We start from the raw sequence: 18,114 nt of genomic DNA on the forward strand, positions 1-18,114 counted from the left end.
AGCGTTTTTTAAGACTTTGTGTCGAAATCGTTACTCCGTGCGCGGCAGGGCGAAGCCGACCTTGAACAGGTCGCCGTCGATGGCGATGGAGAACGTGCCCTTCTGCAGCTCGACAAGGCTCTTGGCGATGTTCAGCCCAAGTCCGCTGCCCTCGGTCGTGCGTGAGCTGTCCCCGCGCACGAAGCGCTCCAGCAGCTCGTCGGGGTCGATGTTGAGCGCATCGCGCGAGATGTTCTTGAACGAGAACGCCACCGTCTCGCCCTCGCGCCTCGCTGCGATGTAAAGCCGCGTGCCCGCGCAGGCATACTTGCAGGCGTTTGAGAGGAGATTGTCCAGCACGCGCCACATCAGCGCGCCGTCGCACAGGCAGTAAAGCTCCTCGTCCGGCAGCGTCACCACCGGCTCGAGCCGCGCGGCGGACAGCTTTTCGGCGTACTCGCCCACCGTCTGGTCGATCAGCTCGCGCACGCTCCGCCGCGCGATGTGACAGGGAATGTTGCCCGTCGACGCCTTGGACATTTCCACCAGGTCCACCGTCAGCTTCTTGAGCTTGTGCGCCTGCCGGTCGAGCACGGCGAGGTATTCCCGCTCCTGCTCCGGCGTGTGCTCGCGCTGAAGCAGATCGACGTAGTTCACAATGCTCGTGAGCGGCGTTTTGATGTCGTGCGATACGTTGGTGATCAGCTCCGTCTTGAGCCGTTCGCTCTTGAGCCTCTGCTCCACCGCGATGCTCATGCCGCGGCTGATGGCATTGAGGTTTTCGCCGTGGCGCTTGAGATCGAAGTACATATGCGAGGTATCGACCTGCGAGGTGAGGTCGCCCGCAGCGAGGGCTTCGCCGCCCTTCTGCAGCCGCCGCAGCTGCATCGAAAGCAGGCACGCCGCGACAGACAGCACCGCGATCAGCATCAGCAGCAGCCCGTCCGCGTGATTGCTCTCAAGCGCAAAGAGCAGCACGCCGATCACGCAGCAGCCGACCGCTGTGCGCCACACGAGCGGAATACCGCGCACGAAGCCGGCCAGCGCTCCCCACGCGCGGCAGAGCACGCGCCAGCACCACCTCAAAATCCGTCGGCAGAGCCGGAGGAGCCAACAGCAGACGGTATTCTCCCACCACTTCCCCAGTTTGATACGGGCGCAGAGCGTCGTCCAGAACGCAAGGAAAAGCGCATAGGCGAGCGCGGCAAAGGCAAGCAAAAGGGCGAGCACGATCGGATCATAGCGGTCAACGCGGCTCTCCGCGCTCTCCACCGCAGCAACAATGAGCACCCCGCCTCCGCCGAGAAGGAGCAGCGCATAGAGATCAAAGGGGAGCTTCTCCTGCCAGCCGGCGACCGCCTCCTCGCGCCCCGGCCTGCGGCCCGCGGCACGGGCGAGGAAGATGAAGAGGAACAGCTCCGCAGCTGCGCAGGCAATTACGACCGCCGCTGCGTGCGGCGCAAGGCGTGTCATTGTGTAGTAGAAGTCCCGCGCCCGGTAGACGCTGTCCTGCGCGGGATAGTCCACGGCGATGTAGCTGCGGAACACAACGCCGTCCTGCGCCATCTCACCCCACCAGCCCGTCACGGGAACGTCGCCTGTGCGGTGGTTATCGAAGAGGATGGTGCCCGCCTCGTCCTCGATCGAAAAACGGACATTTGTGGAGCGGTCGTCGGCAGGATACCAGCTGTCATACTTCGCCAGCACCTCCGCCTGCCCGTTCTCTGCATAATAGTGGTAGCTGTCGTAAACATGGCTCATCTCGCGGTAGACCGCGCTCGAGCAGATGCTGCTTTCATAAAAGTCTCCGCGCAGATCGCCGCTGTAGTTGAATGCGAGCGCTGCGCCGTAGCTCAAAAGCACCGGCACGAGCGCGACGGCGAGGAAAAAGGCCGCCGCCTTGGCCCAGAAGCCGCCCGCCCAATCATTCCTTTTCATGTCGAAGGTCCTCCATTTTATACCCCAGGCCCCACACGACCTTCAGGTAGCGCGGCTCGGAGGGGTTGATCTCGATCTTCTGACGCAGGTGGCGGATGTGTACCGCCACGCTCGTTTCGGCGCCGAGGGAATTTTCGTTCCACACCAGCTCGTAGATCTGGCTGCTCGAATAGATGCGCCCGGGCGACCGGATAAGGAGCTGCAGGATGTTGAATTCCAGCGGCGTCAGCGAAACGCTCTCGCCGTCCACCGTCACGCTCTTGGCGTCCTCGTTGAGCGTCACGCCGCCGACGGTGTAGATGCCGCGCTCCGGCGCGGTCTCCGGCTTTGCGCCGAGCAGCGTATAGCGCCGAAGCTGTGATTTCACGCGGGCCAGCACCTCCACAGGGTCAAAGGGCTTGGTGATGTAATCGTCCGCGCCGACGTTCAGTCCGAGCACCTTGTCGCTGCTCTCGCTCTTCGCCGTGAGCAGGATGATGGGCGCGTTGCTCTCGCGCCGGATCGCCGCCGTCGCGGCAATGCCGTCCAGCTCCGGCATCATGATGTCCATGAGGACAAGGTGGATGTCATTCTTCCGCACGGCCTCGACCGCCTCCGCGCCGTTGTAGGCTTCAAAGACGCGGTACTCTCCGCCGGATAAATAAATCTTCAGCGCGGCGACAATATCGCGGTCGTCGTCGCAGACTAAAATGTTGTGCATTGCTTTCCTTCCCTCCCTGCCCGACGCGGCGCCGCCTCTCGGGCTTTCCTGAGCTTACTCTACCACCGCAGCCTTAAAAGGAAAAGGGGGAAAGCCTTAATTTTTCTTTAATATCAGAAAATGCTTGCACTCCTCCGCCGCTTTCGCTATAATAGCAAAGTGCTTATCCGCACTCACGCGCATATCCGGGTATAGCGAAGCTGGTATCGCGCCTGGTTTGGGAGTGCCGTGGCGGTATCCGGGACGGGACAAGGCGAAACGCCACAAAGCCTTGCAACGCCTGCATTTTCGGGATTTCCCCCGGTTGCCGAAAACGGCATAAAAGTGGCTTTGACCACAGGAATGACCACAGACAGAAAAATCTTTATTTTTACCCCTCGCCATGGTATCATGGCAGAAAAATGAATATCCGGGTATAGCGAAGTTGGTATCGCGCCTGGTTTGGGACATAGTAGGACTTTGTTAAACCCATTTTTTGAAATCGCCGCAAAGCCTTGCGGCACAAGGGTTTGCGGGTTTCTGTTTTTCTGAAATTTACACGTTTTTGAAGCCAACCCACAATTTTGACCATAACTAGAAATGCTTTACGAAACCGCCCCATAATGCTATAATATAATGGGGTTTTATTGAATATCGGGGTGTTGCGCAGTTGGTAGCGCGCCTGCTTTGGGAGCAGGAGGCCCAGGGTTCGAGTCCCTGCACTCCGACCACCAAAAACAGGCTATTTTATTAGAAAATAGCCTGTTTTTGCAACTTTTTCCACCATATTCGCTCTGCACTTTCTTTTAGCATACCACATTTGAATCAATTCCATTTAATGCTATTGTCAGTACTTTTTGTATATAATCACGCTCGTTTTTTTCGCACTTTCAACTACTTTAATAATTTTTTATCAAATATAGCTTGACCACAATTATAATCACTCTTCCACCAGTGATTACCGTTTGTTTAATCGAGATATTATGCATCGCATTCACATAGGAATCCCGTTCTCTGTTCACCTATGGTTGCTTTGCCGGCGAATGATATAGGCCTATAAAGTCACCTTCACGCCTCACAAAGATAGGCTTGCATAAAAGGCGTTATCTTGATATAATACTATCAAGAAATTGATAAGGAGGGCTTTCTATGCAAATCAGACCATCCTCCGCCCTGCGGAATGAGTACACGCAGATCTCTGAGCTGGCAAAGGCATCCGGTGAACCGATCTTCATCACGAATAAGGGTGAAGATGATGGTGTTTATATGAGCATGGCAGCATACGAGGAACGGGAAAAAATGTTCCGACACCGCGACAAAATTTATGCTGCGGAACTCAGCAGACTGAGCGGAGAGCCTGTCTGCACGCCGGAGGAGCTTGACGAAAGAATGGAGGAGCTGTTCCGTGCCTACGAAAAGTAAACTGGTCTATCTTCCTCCTGCTCAACACGACTTCGAGGAGATCGTAAAGTATCACATTACCGAGGCAGGAACTCCCTACGCGCGGAAAATCTACAGTACGATGAAAACGACCATTAACCGTCTGCGAGATTTTCCGCTGATGGGGCAAACGCATCCGGACCCAATCCTTGCGGCAAGCGGTTACCGTAAACTTGTGCTGACGAAGACTTATGTTGCCATCTACAAATTGATTGGGGACACCGTCTACATTTATGCGATCGTCAATGGCACAACAGATTATCCGCGGCTGCTCAAGTAAGCGCTGCAGTCAGATGCAAAACAAAATACTCTATATGAAAGGCCGTCGCCCATCTGGGCGGCGGCTTTCTGCGTCTCCGGAGGTGAATTCAGCAACCCCAAAAGATACTCAGGCAATAGCCTACAAGTGATGGTTTTTTTGTAGCACAGATTTTATCGTCGTTTTTCTTATCGTCACTTTTTATCGACGCTTTTTTAAGGCAAAAATGTAGGAATTGGTGGTATACTATCCATATCCGCGAGTTCGGCGCAAGTCATGCGGGTTCCTATGATCCTTTCCGCTTGGTGATTTGGGAGGATGCTGCGCGAGAACTGATCGATTACTTTGAAAGGAGCAACTGACATGGATAAAGAGCGTATGGCAGAGTTAGAGAAAATCGAAGCCCATGGTGCCGAAAACGGCTGGGTTGCACCGATGACAGAGGAGGACCGGGAGTTCCTTGCATGTACCACAACGCAGACCGACGCAGGACGATGCATATCTCCTGTAACATGAGTATAGGTGTCCAGCGTAAAAGAAGCATTGGTATGACCAAGAATGCCTGACAGTGTCTTAGCATTACCAATGCGTTAATGATTTGTTGTGTAATGAAAGGAGCTGCGGAACGTATGCTGACAAACGAAATTGTGCTGAAGGTATTTTCTGACTACCTCAACCGCGATGCGGATTTTGAAGTTATCCTGACCAGCAGAGGCTACACGGTCATGGGTTTTGACAACCACCGTCAGGACTGGAACACCGTGGACTATTGCCCTACGCCCGAAGCGCTGCGGGACTCTCTGTTGAACGCCTATGAGAGCTTCCGCGAGCTGGAGATCACGGGTGGTGATCGTGATTTGACCGAAAAGGAAGAAGCAACGCTTGCCAAAGAGCGTGACGCGCTGACCGCACTTTGTGAAAAGGAGGCCGCAAAATGTTCATCCTGAAAATTCTCTTTGCGCCGCTGTCGCTTATCCTGTCCCTGTTCGTTTGGCTGTGCAGGGGCTGGGCAAACTGCAAGGCGTGAACACCGCTATGAAAAACTTCATCCATAGTTAAAGCGCAAGCCGGGGCGAACGCCTCGGCTTGCTTTCCTAAAATCGTTGTTTACTTTCTTGCTAATATCGAATATAATATTAGCAAGAAGGAAGTGATAACATGACCGCCTATGAACGGCTTGACCTGCTTTTTCAGCAAAACAATGGGATCGTCAAGACCGCGCAGGTTTTGGAAATCGGTATTGCCAAGTCCACGTTTTACGCTTATGCCAAGCAGCGCGGCGTGGAGCAGGTAGCGCACGGCGTTTATGTTTCGCCCGACGCATGGACGGACGCCATGTACCTGCTGCACCTTCGCTGTGCGCAGGCCGTATTCTCCCATGAAAGCGCATTGTTTTTCCATGACCTGACCGACCGGGAGCCGAGTCCGTATTCCATCACCGTCAAGACCGGCTACAATCCTGCCAGCCTGCAAGCGGATGGCATCAAGGTCTACACCATCAAGAAGGAATTGCATGATGTGGGGATCGTCACGATGAACACGCCGTTCGGGAATCCCGTTCCCGTCTATGATATGGATCGCACCATCTGCGATCTGATCCGCAGCCGCAGTGGGATCGAGATGCAGACCTTTCAGGATGCACTCAAGCAATACGCAAAACGAAAAGACAAGGACTTACGGAAGCTGATGCGCTATGCACAGATGTTCCGTGTTGAAAAACTCCTTCGGCAGTATTTGGAGGTACTCTTGTGATAAAAACTGCACGACAGCTCAAAGACTTGATCCGCAATCTCTCCAAGGACAAATCCGCAGATGCGCAAATCCTGATGCGCAATTACATGATCCATCGTTCCAGAACACAGTTTTTGTGTTCTGCGGGGATTGGGGCAGCGCCCCAACAAGCATGAAACAGGCGGGCTCCGTGTAAACGGAATCCGCCTGTTTTCGCAAAGTGGGTACCGCTTTGCATTGCTTGCCGCTTTCTTGCCCCCGTTCGCAGCCCCACCAAAACCGTGATCTTCAAGGCCAAGGCAGCGAAACCAGTTGAGGTATTTATTTGAAAATTTTACTCCAGACGGATTGACAATGTGCATTGCACGTTGTATAATCTTGATTATACATAATGCAAGTTATAAATTGGAGGTGTGCGTATGCCCGCAAAAGCAAAAGTCACAAAAGAAATGATTGTTGACGCAGCCTTTGCGGTCGCACGCGAAACCGGTGTGGAAAATATTAACGCAAGAACTGTTTCGGAAAGGCTACATTGCTCCACACAGCCCGTCATGTATCATTTTGCAACGATTGAAGAACTGAAAAGGACGGTCTATGCGAAGGCAGACCTTTATCATTCGGAATACCTTATGACCATGAAGAAACCGCCAAAGGGTGCTGCCCTTGGAATCGGAATGAATTATATCCGCTTTGCCATCGAAGAACCCCACCTGTTCCGCTTCCTTTTCCAGTCGGATTATTTTAACGGAAAGACTTTGCTTGAACTGATCGATGCGGAGGAACTTATCCCCGTTCTTTCAGCGATGCAGAGATCCTTAGAAATTGGCATGGAGCAGACGAAAACGGTTTTTATCACGGTGTTTCTGTTTGCCCACGGGTATGCAAGCATGATCGCCAACAATTCGTTGAAATACGATGAGGACACGATCAATTCCCATTTGGAGCGGGCATACAGAGGCGCAATATTGGCCGCGCAGGAAGAAGCGACATGAAAGAGCAATACAGGGCAATGTAATCCGCTTTTTCCCCATGTCGCTCCGTCCGAAAATCATAACATACTGACGCCTGATATGCATTGGATAATGCACATCAGGAAATGCACTTTATAATGAAAGGATGCGGGATATGGCTCCGAAAAACAAATTCACAAAGGAAGAAATGGTAGAGACGGCACTGCGGGTCGTGCAGGCGAAAGGGATCGGCTGTCTGACGGCAAAGGCAATAGCGGATGAACTTGGGACATCCACGCGCCCGATCTTTACTTACTTTGGCTCTATGGACGAAGTTAAGCAGGCGGTCTATGCTGCTGCGGTGCGTGTATATGACAGCTACACCAAAGCGGGCTTAAAAGAGAAAATCCCGTTTCTCGGCGTCGGAAAGAGCTATATCCGTTTTGCGCGTGAAGAACCGGAGCTTTATTGGCTCCTGTTCCTGACTCGGTCACCGGAGTACAGCGCCATAAATTCGATGCAGCATTTACAGTTACTTGTCCGTCCGACCCTGATGAACATTTACCATATCACCGCCGAAGAAGCAGACCTTTATTTCCGCAATTTATGGTTCGTTGTTCATAGCCTGTCCACGCTGATCGTGACCGGCGATTGCCCCTACTCCGACCAAGAGATTGGGCATATCCTAACGGGCTTCAGTATCAGCATTTGCAAATCCATCAAAGAAATCCCCGGATTTGCGGCAGGTACCTTTGACCGTGATGCTGAGTTTCGAGCATTGGTCAGCAAGGAAACAGAGGTGATATAAATTGGTAGAAGCTCTGAAATCAAAAATGGACTGGCTTTGCTGCCCCAGATGCGGCGGCAAAACAAGGACACAGATACGGCCACATACGGTGTTGGAGGATTTTCCGCTATTCTGCCCGAAGTGCAAATATACCTGTGTGATCCGTTTCAAGGACGGGAAAATTGAAGAAATCAAAATGCCAGACGCTTAGACGCAGTGCAATCCGAGATGATCGGTTTGTGCTGCGTCTTTTTGTTTTAGGGGAATGGGAATTGACCGACCGAACCACAAGCCGATATTGGGATTTACAGGGAGAAAAAGCATAAATGATGGGGATATATCTGAGTGGAACCGGAAACACAAAGCACTGCGTTGAAAATAAACTTCTGAACCCGCTCTCTCTGTTCTTCGTCGGCCTTTTCCTCGGCGCGCTGTCAAGATTATTCGATATGTATTATCCGAATTTGGGAGAAATCTTTTCTCAGATGTCGGTTTGGATTCTGTTGGGGACGCTGATCGCTATTTACAGCCCGACAAAGAAAGCCGCAATGCGGAACATCCTTCCGTTTTGCATCGGGATGTTGCTCACCTATTATGCGACAGCCATGCTTACCCAAGGTGTCTACGGCTGGACGTTTGTTATCGGCTGGACGATATTCGCCTTTCTGTCGCCGGTCATGGCGTATTTCGCATGGATGACAAAAGAGTGGGGATTGTTTCCTAAAATCATTGGCACTGGAATCGTACTTGTTTCGATTTTGTCCAGTGTTTTGCTCTTTGACCGTCTGCGCATTTATGATTTTGCCATTGATGGTTTGCTGATTTATTTTCTCTTTTTCAAGCGGATCAATCGAAATAGAACTTATAAATAGATAGAAAACGATTGGGAGGAATGATTGTTGTGCTTTCTCTTGCCACTTTATTTGCAGAATGTCGATATTTGCGACTGGCTATACGGTCAACCGACAGAGATAGAGGCGCTGCTGGGATACGATTTTCTGGAAGGCCGAGACTGGTTGCTGGAGCAGGCGTTTAAACTGCTGTCATAAGCAGCGAGGCTCGGAAGAATCCGCTTCCCTGATGTAAACGCCGCCGTACAGCGGAACACGAAATTTATGGAGGACTACAATATGAAAAACAGTGCATTGGTCGTGATCGACCTGCAAAATGACATCACGAAAAACTATAAGGAAATCATTGCAAAAGTCAACGAAGCGATTGACTGGGCAGAGCAAAAGGAACTGTGGATCGTTTACATTCAGCACAACAACCTTTCTGCGGGAACGAGAACCTTCAAGCCCGGTACCCGCGGTGCAGAGCTGGTGCCAGAGCTGAACGTCGTATCCAATCATATCTTTACGAAGGTAAAGAGCAACGCCCTGACCAGCGAGGCGTTTACCGCCTTTATTCAGGAGCATGAGATTTCCGAGTTTTACGTCGTTGGTGCGGACGCCGCAGCCTGCATCAAATCCACCTGCTACAATATGGCAAAAAGCGGCTACACCGTTCATGTTTTGTCTGACTGCATCACGAGTTACGATAAAAAGAAACTGCCGGAACTGCTGACCTATTATGAGAGCAAGGGCTGCGAGGTCTTAGAGCTTTCCGAGGTCGTCAAAAGGTAAAGATCATTTAGTATATTCCGATAGGTAAATAAATGAAACAGAAATCATTGACCATCACACTTTTCACCCTTTGCATTTTAGGGCTTGCTGTCTCTTTGACTGCTTGCGGCCGAGACTGCTTTGTTGGCAGCCGCACGGCAGAGACAGGCTCCTACCGATTGGACATTGACCGTATGACCGGAACCGACCGGTTCACGATGGAACTCCGCGTAGGCGATACGCTTGCGGTTCAATTTGAAACCACAAAAGGCTCTATCTACATGGAGATCAAGGAACCGGATGAAAGTTCTCTATACGCCGGTAACGGCAAGGGCGTGAGAGAGTTTACCGTAAATATCCTTGAGAGCGGGACATATTCCATCTATGTGGAAGCACATCACGCGAAAGGAACAGTTTACATTCAGCAGATGGATGGGACGAAAATCCGGGGCAATAGATGAAGCAGCGCTTGAGCTATATGCGGTGCAGGAGGAAATGACATGAAAAAGCTATATGAGAAAAACGAGCTGACCTTTGCGATTGTATGGATCGTGGTTTACTGCGTTCTGCAATCGCTGGCGAATCCGCTGAACAATGCCATCGGGGTCGCATACGCGGCAAGCGCCGCTTTCTGCGTTTTGCAGACGGTCGTTCTTTTCACCTTCATCCGAAAGAATAACCTGCTGAAACGGTATGGCCTTTGCAAATCGCCCGTTCCTGCACGGCGGTTTCTCTACTATGTGCCGCTTGTAATTCTGGCATCGGGAAACCTTTGGAACGGCTTCGCCCTCAATTATTCACCGGCTGAAACGGCCTGTCGGATCGTGTGTATGCTATGTGTTGGTTTCTTGGAGGAAGTGATCTTCCGGGGTCTGTTGTTTAAGGCCATTGCAAAGGATAATATCAAATCCGCCGTTATTATCTCCAGTATGACTTTCGGCATCGGACATATCATCAACCTGTTCAACGGCAGCGGTATGGCTCTGGTCAATAACCTGTGCCAGATCGTTTTTGCCGTCGCGGTCGGTTTTCTGCTGGTCACGATCTTTTACCGCGGCGGCAGCCTGCTCCCCTGCATCCTCGTCCATTCCGCCATCAACACGCTCGGCACTTTTGCGAATGATATGAATCTTACCACGGAAACGCACCTGCTCCATCTCGCCGCTCTGATTGTCATTACGGTCGCCTATACGCTGATCCTGACACGGACGCTCCCGAAAGCTCAGCAGGCAAAAAGGAATTGACGTGGATAAGGGAGAACGATATGCAAATCAGCCAGTTTTTTGTGAATGGAGATATAAAAGGCGCGATTGCCTATATGCGCAATTACGAGGAATTCAAGGACATTCTTCCTGCGTATGTGGCGATTTTTGAAGATCAGAAGTACCGCACATACGAAATACCTGACAATCTCAACGACATCCTGCGTCTGTATCAGATTTATTTTCGGAACACCTTTTATTGCGGCTCACCGGAGGCGGAGGCCGCAGACAAACTGCGGACAGGGCTGAAAGCACTTCTAAATACACCGGATGCAGGCGACGGACTCCTGACAGAGCAGCTTCAATCGATGTTTGGGTCGGAGGGCTATCATGCTTTTTTCGGAAAAACGCAGGGATATTACGGCCCTTATGTCTGGCGGAATACGGTTCCAACTACCTACCGCGTTGAACTTCCGGACGGAACGGCAGAATATACGGTCAACATTCTGAAAGACTTCGTGTTTCGGGGCTGGATGGATTATCTGACCTTCGGCCGGTATGGTACGGGCGGCTGGGCTTCGCCCGACGGCACGATCAACTGCATCGAGCAGGCGTATGATTTTGAGAGCGAACGGTTTCTTGTTTCGCTTCTGAAGCATGAAGCGCAGCACACCGTAGATATGAAACGATTCCCGGAGATCACCCACGCAGAGCTGGAATACCGGGCAAAGCTGGTGGAGCTTCACTATTCCAGCGATTTGAGCCTGCTGCAAAAGTTCTTATCGGAAGCGGATGAGAACAAAACAGACGACGCTCACGCGATTGCCTCTGTGCGGATTAAGCGCGAGTTTGCAGACACGGATCAAAGGTCACTGCCCTGTGTCCAGACGCAGGCGCTAACGCTGCTTCATGCTCATACGAGAGAAATGGAAGAAAAATATGGAGGTCAACGGAATGAATAACAAAGCCAGCATTACCGCCCTGATGAGTTCCTTCGGACGGGCGTTTCATGCAGAAAATGAAGAGCATCCGGTTTTCGGGGATTTCCTTGCCAAAGAGCTGATGACAGCAGAAGAATATGCCGCCGTTCAAAGCTATCTTCTCGGCGGAGCGCAGTTCCTTGAGCCGGAGATCGCCCCTGCTGAACAGACACCGAAGGAGCTGCTGCGCCAGCTCATAAATACGCACATCGCGCCGTCGCCGCTCTGCCGTGCAGCCTACACGGAGAAGGCTTTGAAAACCGCCGTTCTGACCGGCACAAAGCAATATGTTATCCTCGGCGCAGGTATGGACACCTTCGCCTTTCGAGAGCCGGAGTTTTTAGCGAAGTACCGGGTATTCGAGGTCGATCATCCTCTGACGCAGGCGGACAAGCTGGAACGGATCACCCGTGCCGGTTGGACAGCACCGAACAATCTCACCTTTGTCCCCGTGGATTTTACAAAGGACAGCTTGGCGGAACGGCTGATTACTGCCGGTTTTGACCCGTCTGTAAAATCCTTTTTCTCATGGCTCGGTGTGACCTACTACCTTTCGGCAGAAGCAATCGACACGATGCTCTCTGCACTGTCCTCGATCTGTGCGGACGGCAGCACCCTTGTGTTTGATTATCCGGACGAATACTTCTTTGACGCGCCCGAAAAGCGTGTGCAAAACACCATTATGATGGCAAAAGCAGGCGGTGAACCGATGAAGTCGGCGTTTTCTTATGCGGAGCTTGAAAAGTTGCTGGAGAAGCATGGGTTTCTGATCTATGAACTGCTGACACCGGATGATATTCAAAGGGACGTGATCGACAAGGCCGGGGCAGATCTGAAAGCCTTTGAGCATGTCAATTACTGCCTTGCGGTCAGGAAAAATTAAATTCTATGGAGGCGAGGCACGGATCGGGGTCTATCAATCTGTGTATTCTACCGCAGAACTTTATCATGTTACTGACAAAGATAAAAACGCAACGTACACCAACGAGGTGTACCAGAGCCGGTAGGTAGCCCGGCCGTCCTATGTAAATAGGGTAAGTAACCTGCCCCTCCGGGTTGTCCATTCTTTGTTCAACAATTATTTTAGGAGGGATTCTTATGGACACAGTCAGTAAACTGACGGTGTATTTTGAAGAGCCGTTCTGGGTCGGCGTTTTTGAGCGGATGGAAAACGGCAAGCTGTCTGTATGTAAGGTTACCTTTGGCGCAGAGCCAAAAGATTATGAAGTCTGGGAGTTCGTTCTCAAGCACTATGACAGGTTGGTGTTCAGCGCTGCGATTGCATCTGAAATGAAAAAGACCGCAGATAACCCCAAAAGAAGGCAGCGTGAAGTGAAGAAGCAGATGCGCGTTTCCGGCATCGGAACGAAGTCCCAACAAGCGTTGCAGATGCAGCGGGAGGAAATCAAAATGGAACGAAAACAAATCAGCAGGCAGCAGCGTGAGGCAGAGAAACAGCGTCAGTTCGATTTGAAACAGCAAAAGCGGAAAGAAAAGCACAGAGGCCATTAGACATTTTATCTGACAACCATGAATTTGTGGAGGATAACTATTGTGGATAAAGCAGTTATTTATATACACGGAAAAGGTGAAAATGCTGAAGAAGCTATTCATTACAAGCCGCTCTTTAGTGATTGTGATGTGATTGGTCTTGACTATACTGCACAGTTTCCATGGGAAGCAAAAGAAGAATTTCCATTACTTTTTAATTCGATTTATACAAACTACAAGACTGTTGAAATAATCGCCAATAGCATTGGAGCGTATTTTGCTATCAACGCTTTAGCAAATCAGCAAATAGAGAAAGCATATTTTATTTCGCCCGTTGTAGATATGGAAAGACTTATTGCTGATATGATGATTTGGGCAAATGTTACAGAAGATGAACTCAAAGAGAAAAAAGAAATTCAGACAACCTTTGGAGAGACCCTTTCATGGGATTATCTTTGCTATGTAAGAGAAAATCCTATTATATGGAAAATCCCGACGCACATTTTGTATGGTGAAAAAGATAATCTTACCGCTTATGGAACGATATTTGAATTTGCACAGAGAACGAATTCAACACTTTCTATTATGAAAAATGGAGAGCATTGGTTTCATACGGATGAACAAATGAAATTCCTTGATGAATGGATAATAAAATCATCCAAATAAATTCCGATTTACGGAGGGGATTATGAAAAACACAAACCAACTGATCGGCTGCTGCGGGTTGGACTGTGAAACCTGCGACGCCAGAATCGCAACGCTTACAAACGACAACGCCCTGCGTGAGAAAACCGCTGAATTGTGGACAAAGCTCAACGGGGTTCCGATCACGCCGGAGATGATCAACTGCATCGGCTGCCGAATGGAAGGCGCAAAAACGCCGTTTTGCGACAAGCTCTGCCCGGTACATAACTGTGTCCGCGAAAAGGGACTGGATACCTGCGCAGACTGCAGAAAAATGGAGGAATGCCCGACACTGGGGCAGATCGCTGCAAATAGCCCGTTTGTCTTGGAAAACCTGAAGCAGTTGAAGCAGGCCAATGTCTGATGCAATGGCGGTAAACAACGCAGAATTTCGCGTAATCAAGCTCCTTGGGAAAGGAAAAGGCGGCTACTCCTATCTTGTTACAAACAGAACGACGCAATATGTTCTGAAACAGATCCACCATGAGCCTTGCGAATACTATGCGTTCGGGGACAAGCTGCGCTCTGAGTTGCGGGACTATGAGACGCTGCGCAAGCTGGGAATCCCAATGCCCCGACTTCTGGCGGTGGATGCCCCGCAGGAGCGCATTTTGAAGGAATACATCGCTGGGGCAACGGTGGCGGAGCTACTCAAAGAGGGACGGATGGAACCCGACTGGCTTGCGCAGGTACAGGCCATGTGCAGCCTGCTATACCCGGCTGGACTGAACATCGACTACTATCCCACCAACTTCGTCCCGTGCGACGGAATGCTTTACTACATCGACTACGAGTGCAACACCTATATGGAGCAATGGGACTTTGAACATTGGGGCATCCAGTATTGGACTGCGCAGGCAGTGGAAAGGACGGAGGAAACATGAGAATCCCTTTGGAGGACAGGCACCTCTATGCTTTACTGGCGCTTCTCGTACTGGCGGTTTTCTACGGCATTTATTTTGCAAAGGTGCTGGCACAAAAGCACCGCGGTATCCAGACCCGGCAGATCGGGCGCAGAAAGGAAAAATCCATTCACACGGTTGAAGTGCTGATGTGCATTGCGACGCTGGGTGCGCCCATCGCACAACTTCTCTCCATCGCTTTCGGTTGGGGCTATCTTCCCGCGAACACACGGTTTACCGGCTTCTGCGTCGGGATACTGGGCGATGGCATTTTTCTTCTTTCCGTTCTGTGCATGAAAGATAGCTGGCGGGCGGGTATTCCCGACAAGGATAAAACGGAGCTTGTCACCACCGGCATTTACCGTTTCAGCCGCAACCCGGCGTTCCTCGGCTTTGACCTCATGTATGTCGGTGTCCTGCTGCTGTACGGAAACCTGCTGACGCTCAGTTTTTCTGCCTTTGCCATCGTCATGCTCCACTTGCAGATATTGCAGGAGGAGCGATACCTTGTGAACACCTTTGGCGCGCCGTATCAGGAGTATTGCCGCCATGTGTCCCGGTATTGGGGCAGAAAATAAAGACCTTTTCAGGAGGACAGATCATGTCAAAACGAACACGACAATACATCGGAATTCTGGCTGCACTTGCTGCCTACTACCTCGTTCACGAGGGAGCACATCTGCTGTATGCCCTGCTCACCGGCGTGTTTAAGCAAATTAGGCTTATGGGACTTGGCGTGCAAATCGACATATATGCCGAGCATATGACAAATATGCAGCTTGGAATCTTTTGCCTTGTGGGTGCGCTGGCGACTTTCTGCGTCGGATACCTGCTCGCGGCACTTGCAAGGAGCATCTGCCATGCCAAAAGCAAGCTGCTTCGTGCGGTGCTTTACTACATAACGATTGCCTTTCTGCTGCTCGATCCGCTGTATCTAAGTGTCCTGTGCGGCTTTTTCGGCGGTGGGGATATGAATGGCATCGCCCTTCTTTGCCCGGAGTGGGCGGCAAGGTGCCTTTTCGGTGCGCTGCTTCTTGTCAATGGACTGGTATTCTGGAAGCGGGTACTGCCTGTCTACCGGCAGTCTTTTGCCAGACAATAGAGGGCAAGAGAAACTATAAAAAACGCTTCTAAAGAATCATTAAGGTATTGCGGCAAAGGAGAATAGTATGCTGAAAATTGAACACTTATCAAAAAATTATGGGGACAAAAAGGCTGTAGACGATTTGAATCTGCACATTGCCCCCGGCGAAATCTATGGCTTTATCGGTCATAACGGCGCCGGCAAGACAACGACGCTGAAATCTGTGGCGGGCATCTTGCAGTTTGACACCGGAGAAATCTATATTGACGGAAAATCCATCCGGACACAGCCGCTGGAATGTAAGCGCAGCTTTGCCTACATCCCTGATAATCCTGATCTGTACGATTACATGACAGGAATCAAATATCTGAATTTCATTGCGGATATTTTCAATGTCAGCGCCGCAGACCGGCAGATGCGTATCCGTAAATACGGAGACCTTTTTGAACTGACGGACGATCTGGCGCAGCCCATCGCCGCCTATTCCCACGGCATGAAGCAGAAGCTGGCGATTATTTCTGCATGGCTGCATCAGCCGAAGCTGATCCTGATGGATGAGCCCTTTGTGGGACTCGACCCCAAGGCATCCCATCTGCTCAAGGAGATGATGCGGGAGGTCTGTGATGCAGGCGGTGCGATTTTCTTCTCTACCCATGTGTTAGAGGTGGCGGAAAAGCTCTGCGACAAGGTGGCGATCATCAAGGGCGGAAAGCTGATTCGCTCCGGTACCATGGACGCAGTAAAAGGCGACGATTCTCTGGAGGATGTATTCTTGGAGCTGGAGGAAGAATCATGCTGAAGCTTTTGCTGAAGAAACAGCTGCTTGAAATCTTTCAAGTCTATTATTACGATGCCAAAAAGAACAAGGCTCGTTCCAAAGTTTCGACCGGCTTGCATTTTCTCCTGTTCGCTTTACTGGTTTTTGGGCTTTTGGGCGGAATCTTTACATTCCTCGCTGTGAAACTGTGCGCTCCCCTGATTGCGGCGGGAATGAACTGGCTGTATTTTGCGCTGATGGGGTTGATCGCTGTACTGTTGGGCGCTTTTGGCAGCGTGTTCAACACCTATGCGGGTCTGTATCTGCCGAAGGACAATGATTTACTTCTGTCTATGCCAATTCCCATTTCGGCATTGGTGGGCGCACGCTTGTTCGGCGTCTACCTGATGGGACTTCTGTATTCTGCTGTTGTCATTCTCCCAGCGGTCATTGTTTACTGGGTCACGGCGGGTGTTACGCTACCGGCAGTTCTGGGCGGCTTGTTGATAACCTTGCTGATTTCTGTATTTGTCCTGACCATATCCTGTGTGCTGGGATGGATCGTGGCCAAAATCAGCCGGAAGCTGAAGCACAAGAGCCTGATCACGGTTCTTATTTCGCTGGTGGTTATCGGCGCATATTATTTTGTGTATTTCAAGGCACAGGGCATGATTCAGGATTTACTGGCAAATGCCACGGTTTATGGCGCACGGATCAAAGGCGCTGCCTATCCAGTGTACCTGTTTGGAAGTGTTGGAATTGGCGATGTCCGGGCATCCGCAATTGTCTCTGCGGCGGTTGCTGTGCTGTTTTCACTGATGTGGGTACTGCTTTCCCGCAGCTTTTTGCGGATTGCAACCGCTACGGGAAAAGTGGCACGCAGAGAATACCGGGAGACGCACAGCAGGCACCGAAGCGTCAACACAGCACTACTGTGCCGGGAATTTTCCCGCTTCACCGCAAATCCCAACTATATGCTCAACTGTGGTCTTGGCACATTCCTGATGCCGGTCTGCGGGATTGCGGTGCTGTGGAAGGGTAGCGAGCTATTCGCCGTGCTGGATGCTATCTTTGCTGAAACGCCAGACAGTGTACCTTTGCTGCTCGGCGTGGTGTTTTGCGGTTTTGCGTCCATGAATTTAACGACAGCACCTTCTATATCCTTGGAGGGAAAAAGCCTATGGCTTCTGCAATCTCTACCGGTGGAGCCTTGGAGGATTTTTCAGGCAAAAATCGAGATGCAGCTTCTTTTAACCGGCTTGCCCATGCTCCTGTGTATTGTTTGCACGGCGGCAGTTTATCCCCTGCATCCGATGCAGCTGCTGGTGCTTCTTCTTTTTGAAGGCTCCTTTGTACTACTCATGGCGCTGGTTGGCTTGCTCCTTGGTGTCAAAATGCCGACATTGACATGGACAAATGAGATCGTGCCCATCAAGCAAGGAGGCGCGGTCATGATCACATTGTTTGGCGCTTTCGGATATATCGTGCTGCTGTTCGTGGGATTTATGCTCCTGCCCGGATGGATGCTGGGCTTTTGCAGATATATGAGCTGCTTTGTGGCTGCAAATCTTTTCTTATCCGTCTTGGCCTACCTTTGGCTGCGGAAGAAAGGTGTTGCCCGCTTTTCAGCTCTTTAATGGAAAAACA

The 18,114-nt window shown here is 50.9% G+C and carries 25 protein-coding genes, 1 tRNA gene and 1 pseudogene; 25 read left to right on the forward strand and 2 right to left on the reverse strand.

All coding sequences use genetic code 11. From position 1 onward, the window contains the following. Positions 1-30 precede the first annotated feature (30 nt). Positions 31-1,917, reverse strand: a complete 1,887-nt coding sequence (locus tag KQI17_RS02295; RefSeq protein ID WP_216494622.1) for a sensor histidine kinase KdpD — start codon at positions 1,915-1,917, stop codon at positions 31-33. Continuing rightward, complete coding sequence (locus KQI17_RS02300; protein ID WP_216494623.1) at positions 1,904-2,617, reverse strand: response regulator transcription factor; 714 nt, start codon at positions 2,615-2,617, stop codon at positions 1,904-1,906. Before KQI17_RS02300 ends, KQI17_RS02295 begins: the two co-directional genes overlap by 14 nt. A gap of 228 nt (positions 2,618-2,845) precedes the next feature. Here KQI17_RS02300 and KQI17_RS02305 point away from each other — a divergent pair, with 228 nt between their 5' ends. From KQI17_RS02305 to KQI17_RS02425, 25 genes and pseudogenes are all read left to right on the forward strand, one after another. After that, the gene (locus KQI17_RS02305; protein WP_216494624.1) at positions 2,846-3,022 is read left to right on the forward strand and encodes a hypothetical protein; all 177 of its coding nucleotides are present in this window, start codon (positions 2,846-2,848) and stop codon (positions 3,020-3,022) included. Positions 3,023-3,251: 229 nt separating this feature from the next. Next, positions 3,252-3,327 (forward strand) — tRNA-Pro (locus KQI17_RS02310). A gap of 418 nt (positions 3,328-3,745) precedes the next feature. Further along, positions 3,746-4,018: a type II toxin-antitoxin system Phd/YefM family antitoxin gene (locus KQI17_RS02315; protein ID WP_118603933.1), complete on the forward strand. Its 273-nt coding sequence runs from the start codon at positions 3,746-3,748 to the stop codon at positions 4,016-4,018. Continuing rightward, positions 4,002-4,316 (forward strand): type II toxin-antitoxin system RelE/ParE family toxin, encoded by a 315-nt coding sequence (locus KQI17_RS02320; RefSeq protein WP_216494625.1) that lies wholly within the window; start codon positions 4,002-4,004, stop codon positions 4,314-4,316. Before KQI17_RS02315 ends, KQI17_RS02320 begins: the two co-directional genes overlap by 17 nt. A gap of 342 nt (positions 4,317-4,658) precedes the next feature. Continuing rightward, the gene (locus KQI17_RS02325; RefSeq protein ID WP_216494626.1) at positions 4,659-4,811 is read left to right on the forward strand and encodes a hypothetical protein; all 153 of its coding nucleotides are present in this window, start codon (positions 4,659-4,661) and stop codon (positions 4,809-4,811) included. Positions 4,812-4,924: 113 nt separating this feature from the next. Next, positions 4,925-5,242 (forward strand): hypothetical protein, encoded by a 318-nt coding sequence (locus KQI17_RS02330; protein WP_253285646.1) that lies wholly within the window; start codon positions 4,925-4,927, stop codon positions 5,240-5,242. Between the two features lie 211 nt (positions 5,243-5,453). Next, on the forward strand, positions 5,454-6,047 hold the full coding sequence (locus tag KQI17_RS02335; RefSeq protein WP_186908355.1) for a type IV toxin-antitoxin system AbiEi family antitoxin domain-containing protein: 594 nt from the start codon (positions 5,454-5,456) through the stop codon (positions 6,045-6,047). Then, positions 6,044-6,145 (forward strand): annotated as a pseudogene (locus KQI17_RS13840) (nucleotidyl transferase AbiEii/AbiGii toxin family protein); the annotation flags it as partial. The gene KQI17_RS02335 and the pseudogene KQI17_RS13840, both read left to right, overlap by 4 nt. A gap of 300 nt (positions 6,146-6,445) precedes the next feature. Next, positions 6,446-7,018 carry a TetR/AcrR family transcriptional regulator gene (locus KQI17_RS02345; protein ID WP_216494627.1) on the forward strand — a complete coding sequence of 191 codons (573 nt, stop codon included), beginning with the start codon at positions 6,446-6,448 and terminating at the stop codon, positions 7,016-7,018. 133 nt (positions 7,019-7,151) lie between these two features. Then, positions 7,152-7,784: a TetR/AcrR family transcriptional regulator gene (locus KQI17_RS02350; RefSeq protein ID WP_216494628.1), complete on the forward strand. Its 633-nt coding sequence runs from the start codon at positions 7,152-7,154 to the stop codon at positions 7,782-7,784. A 25-nt stretch (positions 7,785-7,809) separates the two neighbouring features. Beyond that, positions 7,810-7,974, forward strand: a complete 165-nt coding sequence (locus KQI17_RS02355) for a cysteine-rich KTR domain-containing protein (RefSeq protein ID WP_216494782.1) — start codon at positions 7,810-7,812, stop codon at positions 7,972-7,974. 115 nt (positions 7,975-8,089) lie between these two features. After that, entirely contained in the window at positions 8,090-8,635 is a 546-nt protein-coding gene (locus KQI17_RS02360) for a hypothetical protein (protein WP_253285647.1), read from the forward strand. Between the two features lie 258 nt (positions 8,636-8,893). Next, positions 8,894-9,388 (forward strand): cysteine hydrolase family protein, encoded by a 495-nt coding sequence (locus KQI17_RS02365; protein ID WP_216494629.1) that lies wholly within the window; start codon positions 8,894-8,896, stop codon positions 9,386-9,388. Between the two features lie 173 nt (positions 9,389-9,561). After that, positions 9,562-9,828 (forward strand): hypothetical protein, encoded by a 267-nt coding sequence (locus KQI17_RS02370; RefSeq protein ID WP_216494630.1) that lies wholly within the window; start codon positions 9,562-9,564, stop codon positions 9,826-9,828. A 39-nt stretch (positions 9,829-9,867) separates the two neighbouring features. Continuing rightward, positions 9,868-10,611: a CPBP family intramembrane glutamic endopeptidase gene (locus KQI17_RS02375; RefSeq protein ID WP_216494631.1), complete on the forward strand. Its 744-nt coding sequence runs from the start codon at positions 9,868-9,870 to the stop codon at positions 10,609-10,611. A gap of 20 nt (positions 10,612-10,631) precedes the next feature. Continuing rightward, a complete protein-coding gene (locus KQI17_RS02380) occupies positions 10,632-11,531 on the forward strand; it encodes a hypothetical protein (RefSeq protein WP_216494632.1) in 900 nt (299 codons plus the stop codon). Continuing rightward, the gene (locus tag KQI17_RS02385; protein WP_253285648.1) at positions 11,509-12,432 is read left to right on the forward strand and encodes a class I SAM-dependent methyltransferase; all 924 of its coding nucleotides are present in this window, start codon (positions 11,509-11,511) and stop codon (positions 12,430-12,432) included. Before KQI17_RS02380 ends, KQI17_RS02385 begins: the two co-directional genes overlap by 23 nt. Before the next feature lie 215 nt (positions 12,433-12,647). Beyond that, positions 12,648-13,061 carry a YjdF family protein gene (locus tag KQI17_RS02390; protein WP_216494633.1) on the forward strand — a complete coding sequence of 138 codons (414 nt, stop codon included), beginning with the start codon at positions 12,648-12,650 and terminating at the stop codon, positions 13,059-13,061. Positions 13,062-13,103: 42 nt separating this feature from the next. After that, positions 13,104-13,706, forward strand: a complete 603-nt coding sequence (locus KQI17_RS02395) for an alpha/beta fold hydrolase (RefSeq protein ID WP_216494634.1) — start codon at positions 13,104-13,106, stop codon at positions 13,704-13,706. 22 nt (positions 13,707-13,728) lie between these two features. Beyond that, on the forward strand, positions 13,729-14,088 hold the full coding sequence (locus KQI17_RS02400) for a DUF3795 domain-containing protein (protein ID WP_216494635.1): 360 nt from the start codon (positions 13,729-13,731) through the stop codon (positions 14,086-14,088). After that, entirely contained in the window at positions 14,081-14,608 is a 528-nt protein-coding gene (locus KQI17_RS02405) for a hypothetical protein (protein ID WP_253285650.1), read from the forward strand. The genes KQI17_RS02400 and KQI17_RS02405 overlap by 8 nt, the downstream gene beginning before the upstream one ends. After that, positions 14,605-15,204 (forward strand): isoprenylcysteine carboxylmethyltransferase family protein, encoded by a 600-nt coding sequence (locus tag KQI17_RS02410; RefSeq protein ID WP_216494636.1) that lies wholly within the window; start codon positions 14,605-14,607, stop codon positions 15,202-15,204. The genes KQI17_RS02405 and KQI17_RS02410 overlap by 4 nt, the downstream gene beginning before the upstream one ends. Positions 15,205-15,227: 23 nt before the next feature. After that, complete coding sequence (locus KQI17_RS02415) at positions 15,228-15,728, forward strand: hypothetical protein (protein ID WP_216494637.1); 501 nt, start codon at positions 15,228-15,230, stop codon at positions 15,726-15,728. Positions 15,729-15,795: 67 nt separating this feature from the next. Continuing rightward, complete coding sequence (locus tag KQI17_RS02420; RefSeq protein WP_216494638.1) at positions 15,796-16,509, forward strand: ABC transporter ATP-binding protein; 714 nt, start codon at positions 15,796-15,798, stop codon at positions 16,507-16,509. Next, on the forward strand, positions 16,503-18,104 hold the full coding sequence (locus tag KQI17_RS02425) for a hypothetical protein (protein ID WP_216494639.1): 1,602 nt from the start codon (positions 16,503-16,505) through the stop codon (positions 18,102-18,104). The genes KQI17_RS02420 and KQI17_RS02425 overlap by 7 nt, the downstream gene beginning before the upstream one ends. Positions 18,105-18,114 lie beyond the last annotated feature (10 nt).

The organism is Oscillibacter sp. MSJ-31 (genome assembly GCF_018918025.1).
Lineage (GTDB): Bacteria > Bacillota > Clostridia > Oscillospirales > Oscillospiraceae > Hominicoprocola.

Coding starts and splice junctions, on each gene's coding strand:
- KQI17_RS02370 (WP_216494630.1), top strand. CDS start 9,562: ATGACCGGAACCGACCGGTTCACGATGGAACTCCGCGTAGGCGATACG.
- KQI17_RS02330 (WP_253285646.1), top strand. CDS start 4,925: ATGCTGACAAACGAAATTGTGCTGAAGGTATTTTCTGACTACCTCAAC.
- KQI17_RS02375 (WP_216494631.1), top strand. CDS start 9,868: ATGAAAAAGCTATATGAGAAAAACGAGCTGACCTTTGCGATTGTATGG.
- KQI17_RS02425 (WP_216494639.1), top strand. CDS start 16,503: ATGCTGAAGCTTTTGCTGAAGAAACAGCTGCTTGAAATCTTTCAAGTC.
- KQI17_RS02295 (WP_216494622.1), bottom strand. CDS start 1,917: ATGAAAAGGAATGATTGGGCGGGCGGCTTCTGGGCCAAGGCGGCGGCC.
- KQI17_RS02345 (WP_216494627.1), top strand. CDS start 6,446: ATGCCCGCAAAAGCAAAAGTCACAAAAGAAATGATTGTTGACGCAGCC.
- KQI17_RS02300 (WP_216494623.1), bottom strand. CDS start 2,617: ATGCACAACATTTTAGTCTGCGACGACGACCGCGATATTGTCGCCGCG.
- KQI17_RS02365 (WP_216494629.1), top strand. CDS start 8,894: ATGAAAAACAGTGCATTGGTCGTGATCGACCTGCAAAATGACATCACG.
- KQI17_RS02350 (WP_216494628.1), top strand. CDS start 7,152: ATGGCTCCGAAAAACAAATTCACAAAGGAAGAAATGGTAGAGACGGCA.
- KQI17_RS02380 (WP_216494632.1), top strand. CDS start 10,632: ATGCAAATCAGCCAGTTTTTTGTGAATGGAGATATAAAAGGCGCGATT.
- KQI17_RS02385 (WP_253285648.1), top strand. CDS start 11,509: ATGGAGGTCAACGGAATGAATAACAAAGCCAGCATTACCGCCCTGATG.
- KQI17_RS02325 (WP_216494626.1), top strand. CDS start 4,659: ATGGATAAAGAGCGTATGGCAGAGTTAGAGAAAATCGAAGCCCATGGT.
- KQI17_RS02410 (WP_216494636.1), top strand. CDS start 14,605: ATGAGAATCCCTTTGGAGGACAGGCACCTCTATGCTTTACTGGCGCTT.
- KQI17_RS02335 (WP_186908355.1), top strand. CDS start 5,454: ATGACCGCCTATGAACGGCTTGACCTGCTTTTTCAGCAAAACAATGGG.
- KQI17_RS02415 (WP_216494637.1), top strand. CDS start 15,228: ATGTCAAAACGAACACGACAATACATCGGAATTCTGGCTGCACTTGCT.
- KQI17_RS02420 (WP_216494638.1), top strand. CDS start 15,796: ATGCTGAAAATTGAACACTTATCAAAAAATTATGGGGACAAAAAGGCT.
- KQI17_RS02355 (WP_216494782.1), top strand. CDS start 7,810: ATGGACTGGCTTTGCTGCCCCAGATGCGGCGGCAAAACAAGGACACAG.
- KQI17_RS02405 (WP_253285650.1), top strand. CDS start 14,081: ATGTCTGATGCAATGGCGGTAAACAACGCAGAATTTCGCGTAATCAAG.
- KQI17_RS02360 (WP_253285647.1), top strand. CDS start 8,090: ATGATGGGGATATATCTGAGTGGAACCGGAAACACAAAGCACTGCGTT.
- KQI17_RS02315 (WP_118603933.1), top strand. CDS start 3,746: ATGCAAATCAGACCATCCTCCGCCCTGCGGAATGAGTACACGCAGATC.
- KQI17_RS02390 (WP_216494633.1), top strand. CDS start 12,648: ATGGACACAGTCAGTAAACTGACGGTGTATTTTGAAGAGCCGTTCTGG.
- KQI17_RS02400 (WP_216494635.1), top strand. CDS start 13,729: ATGAAAAACACAAACCAACTGATCGGCTGCTGCGGGTTGGACTGTGAA.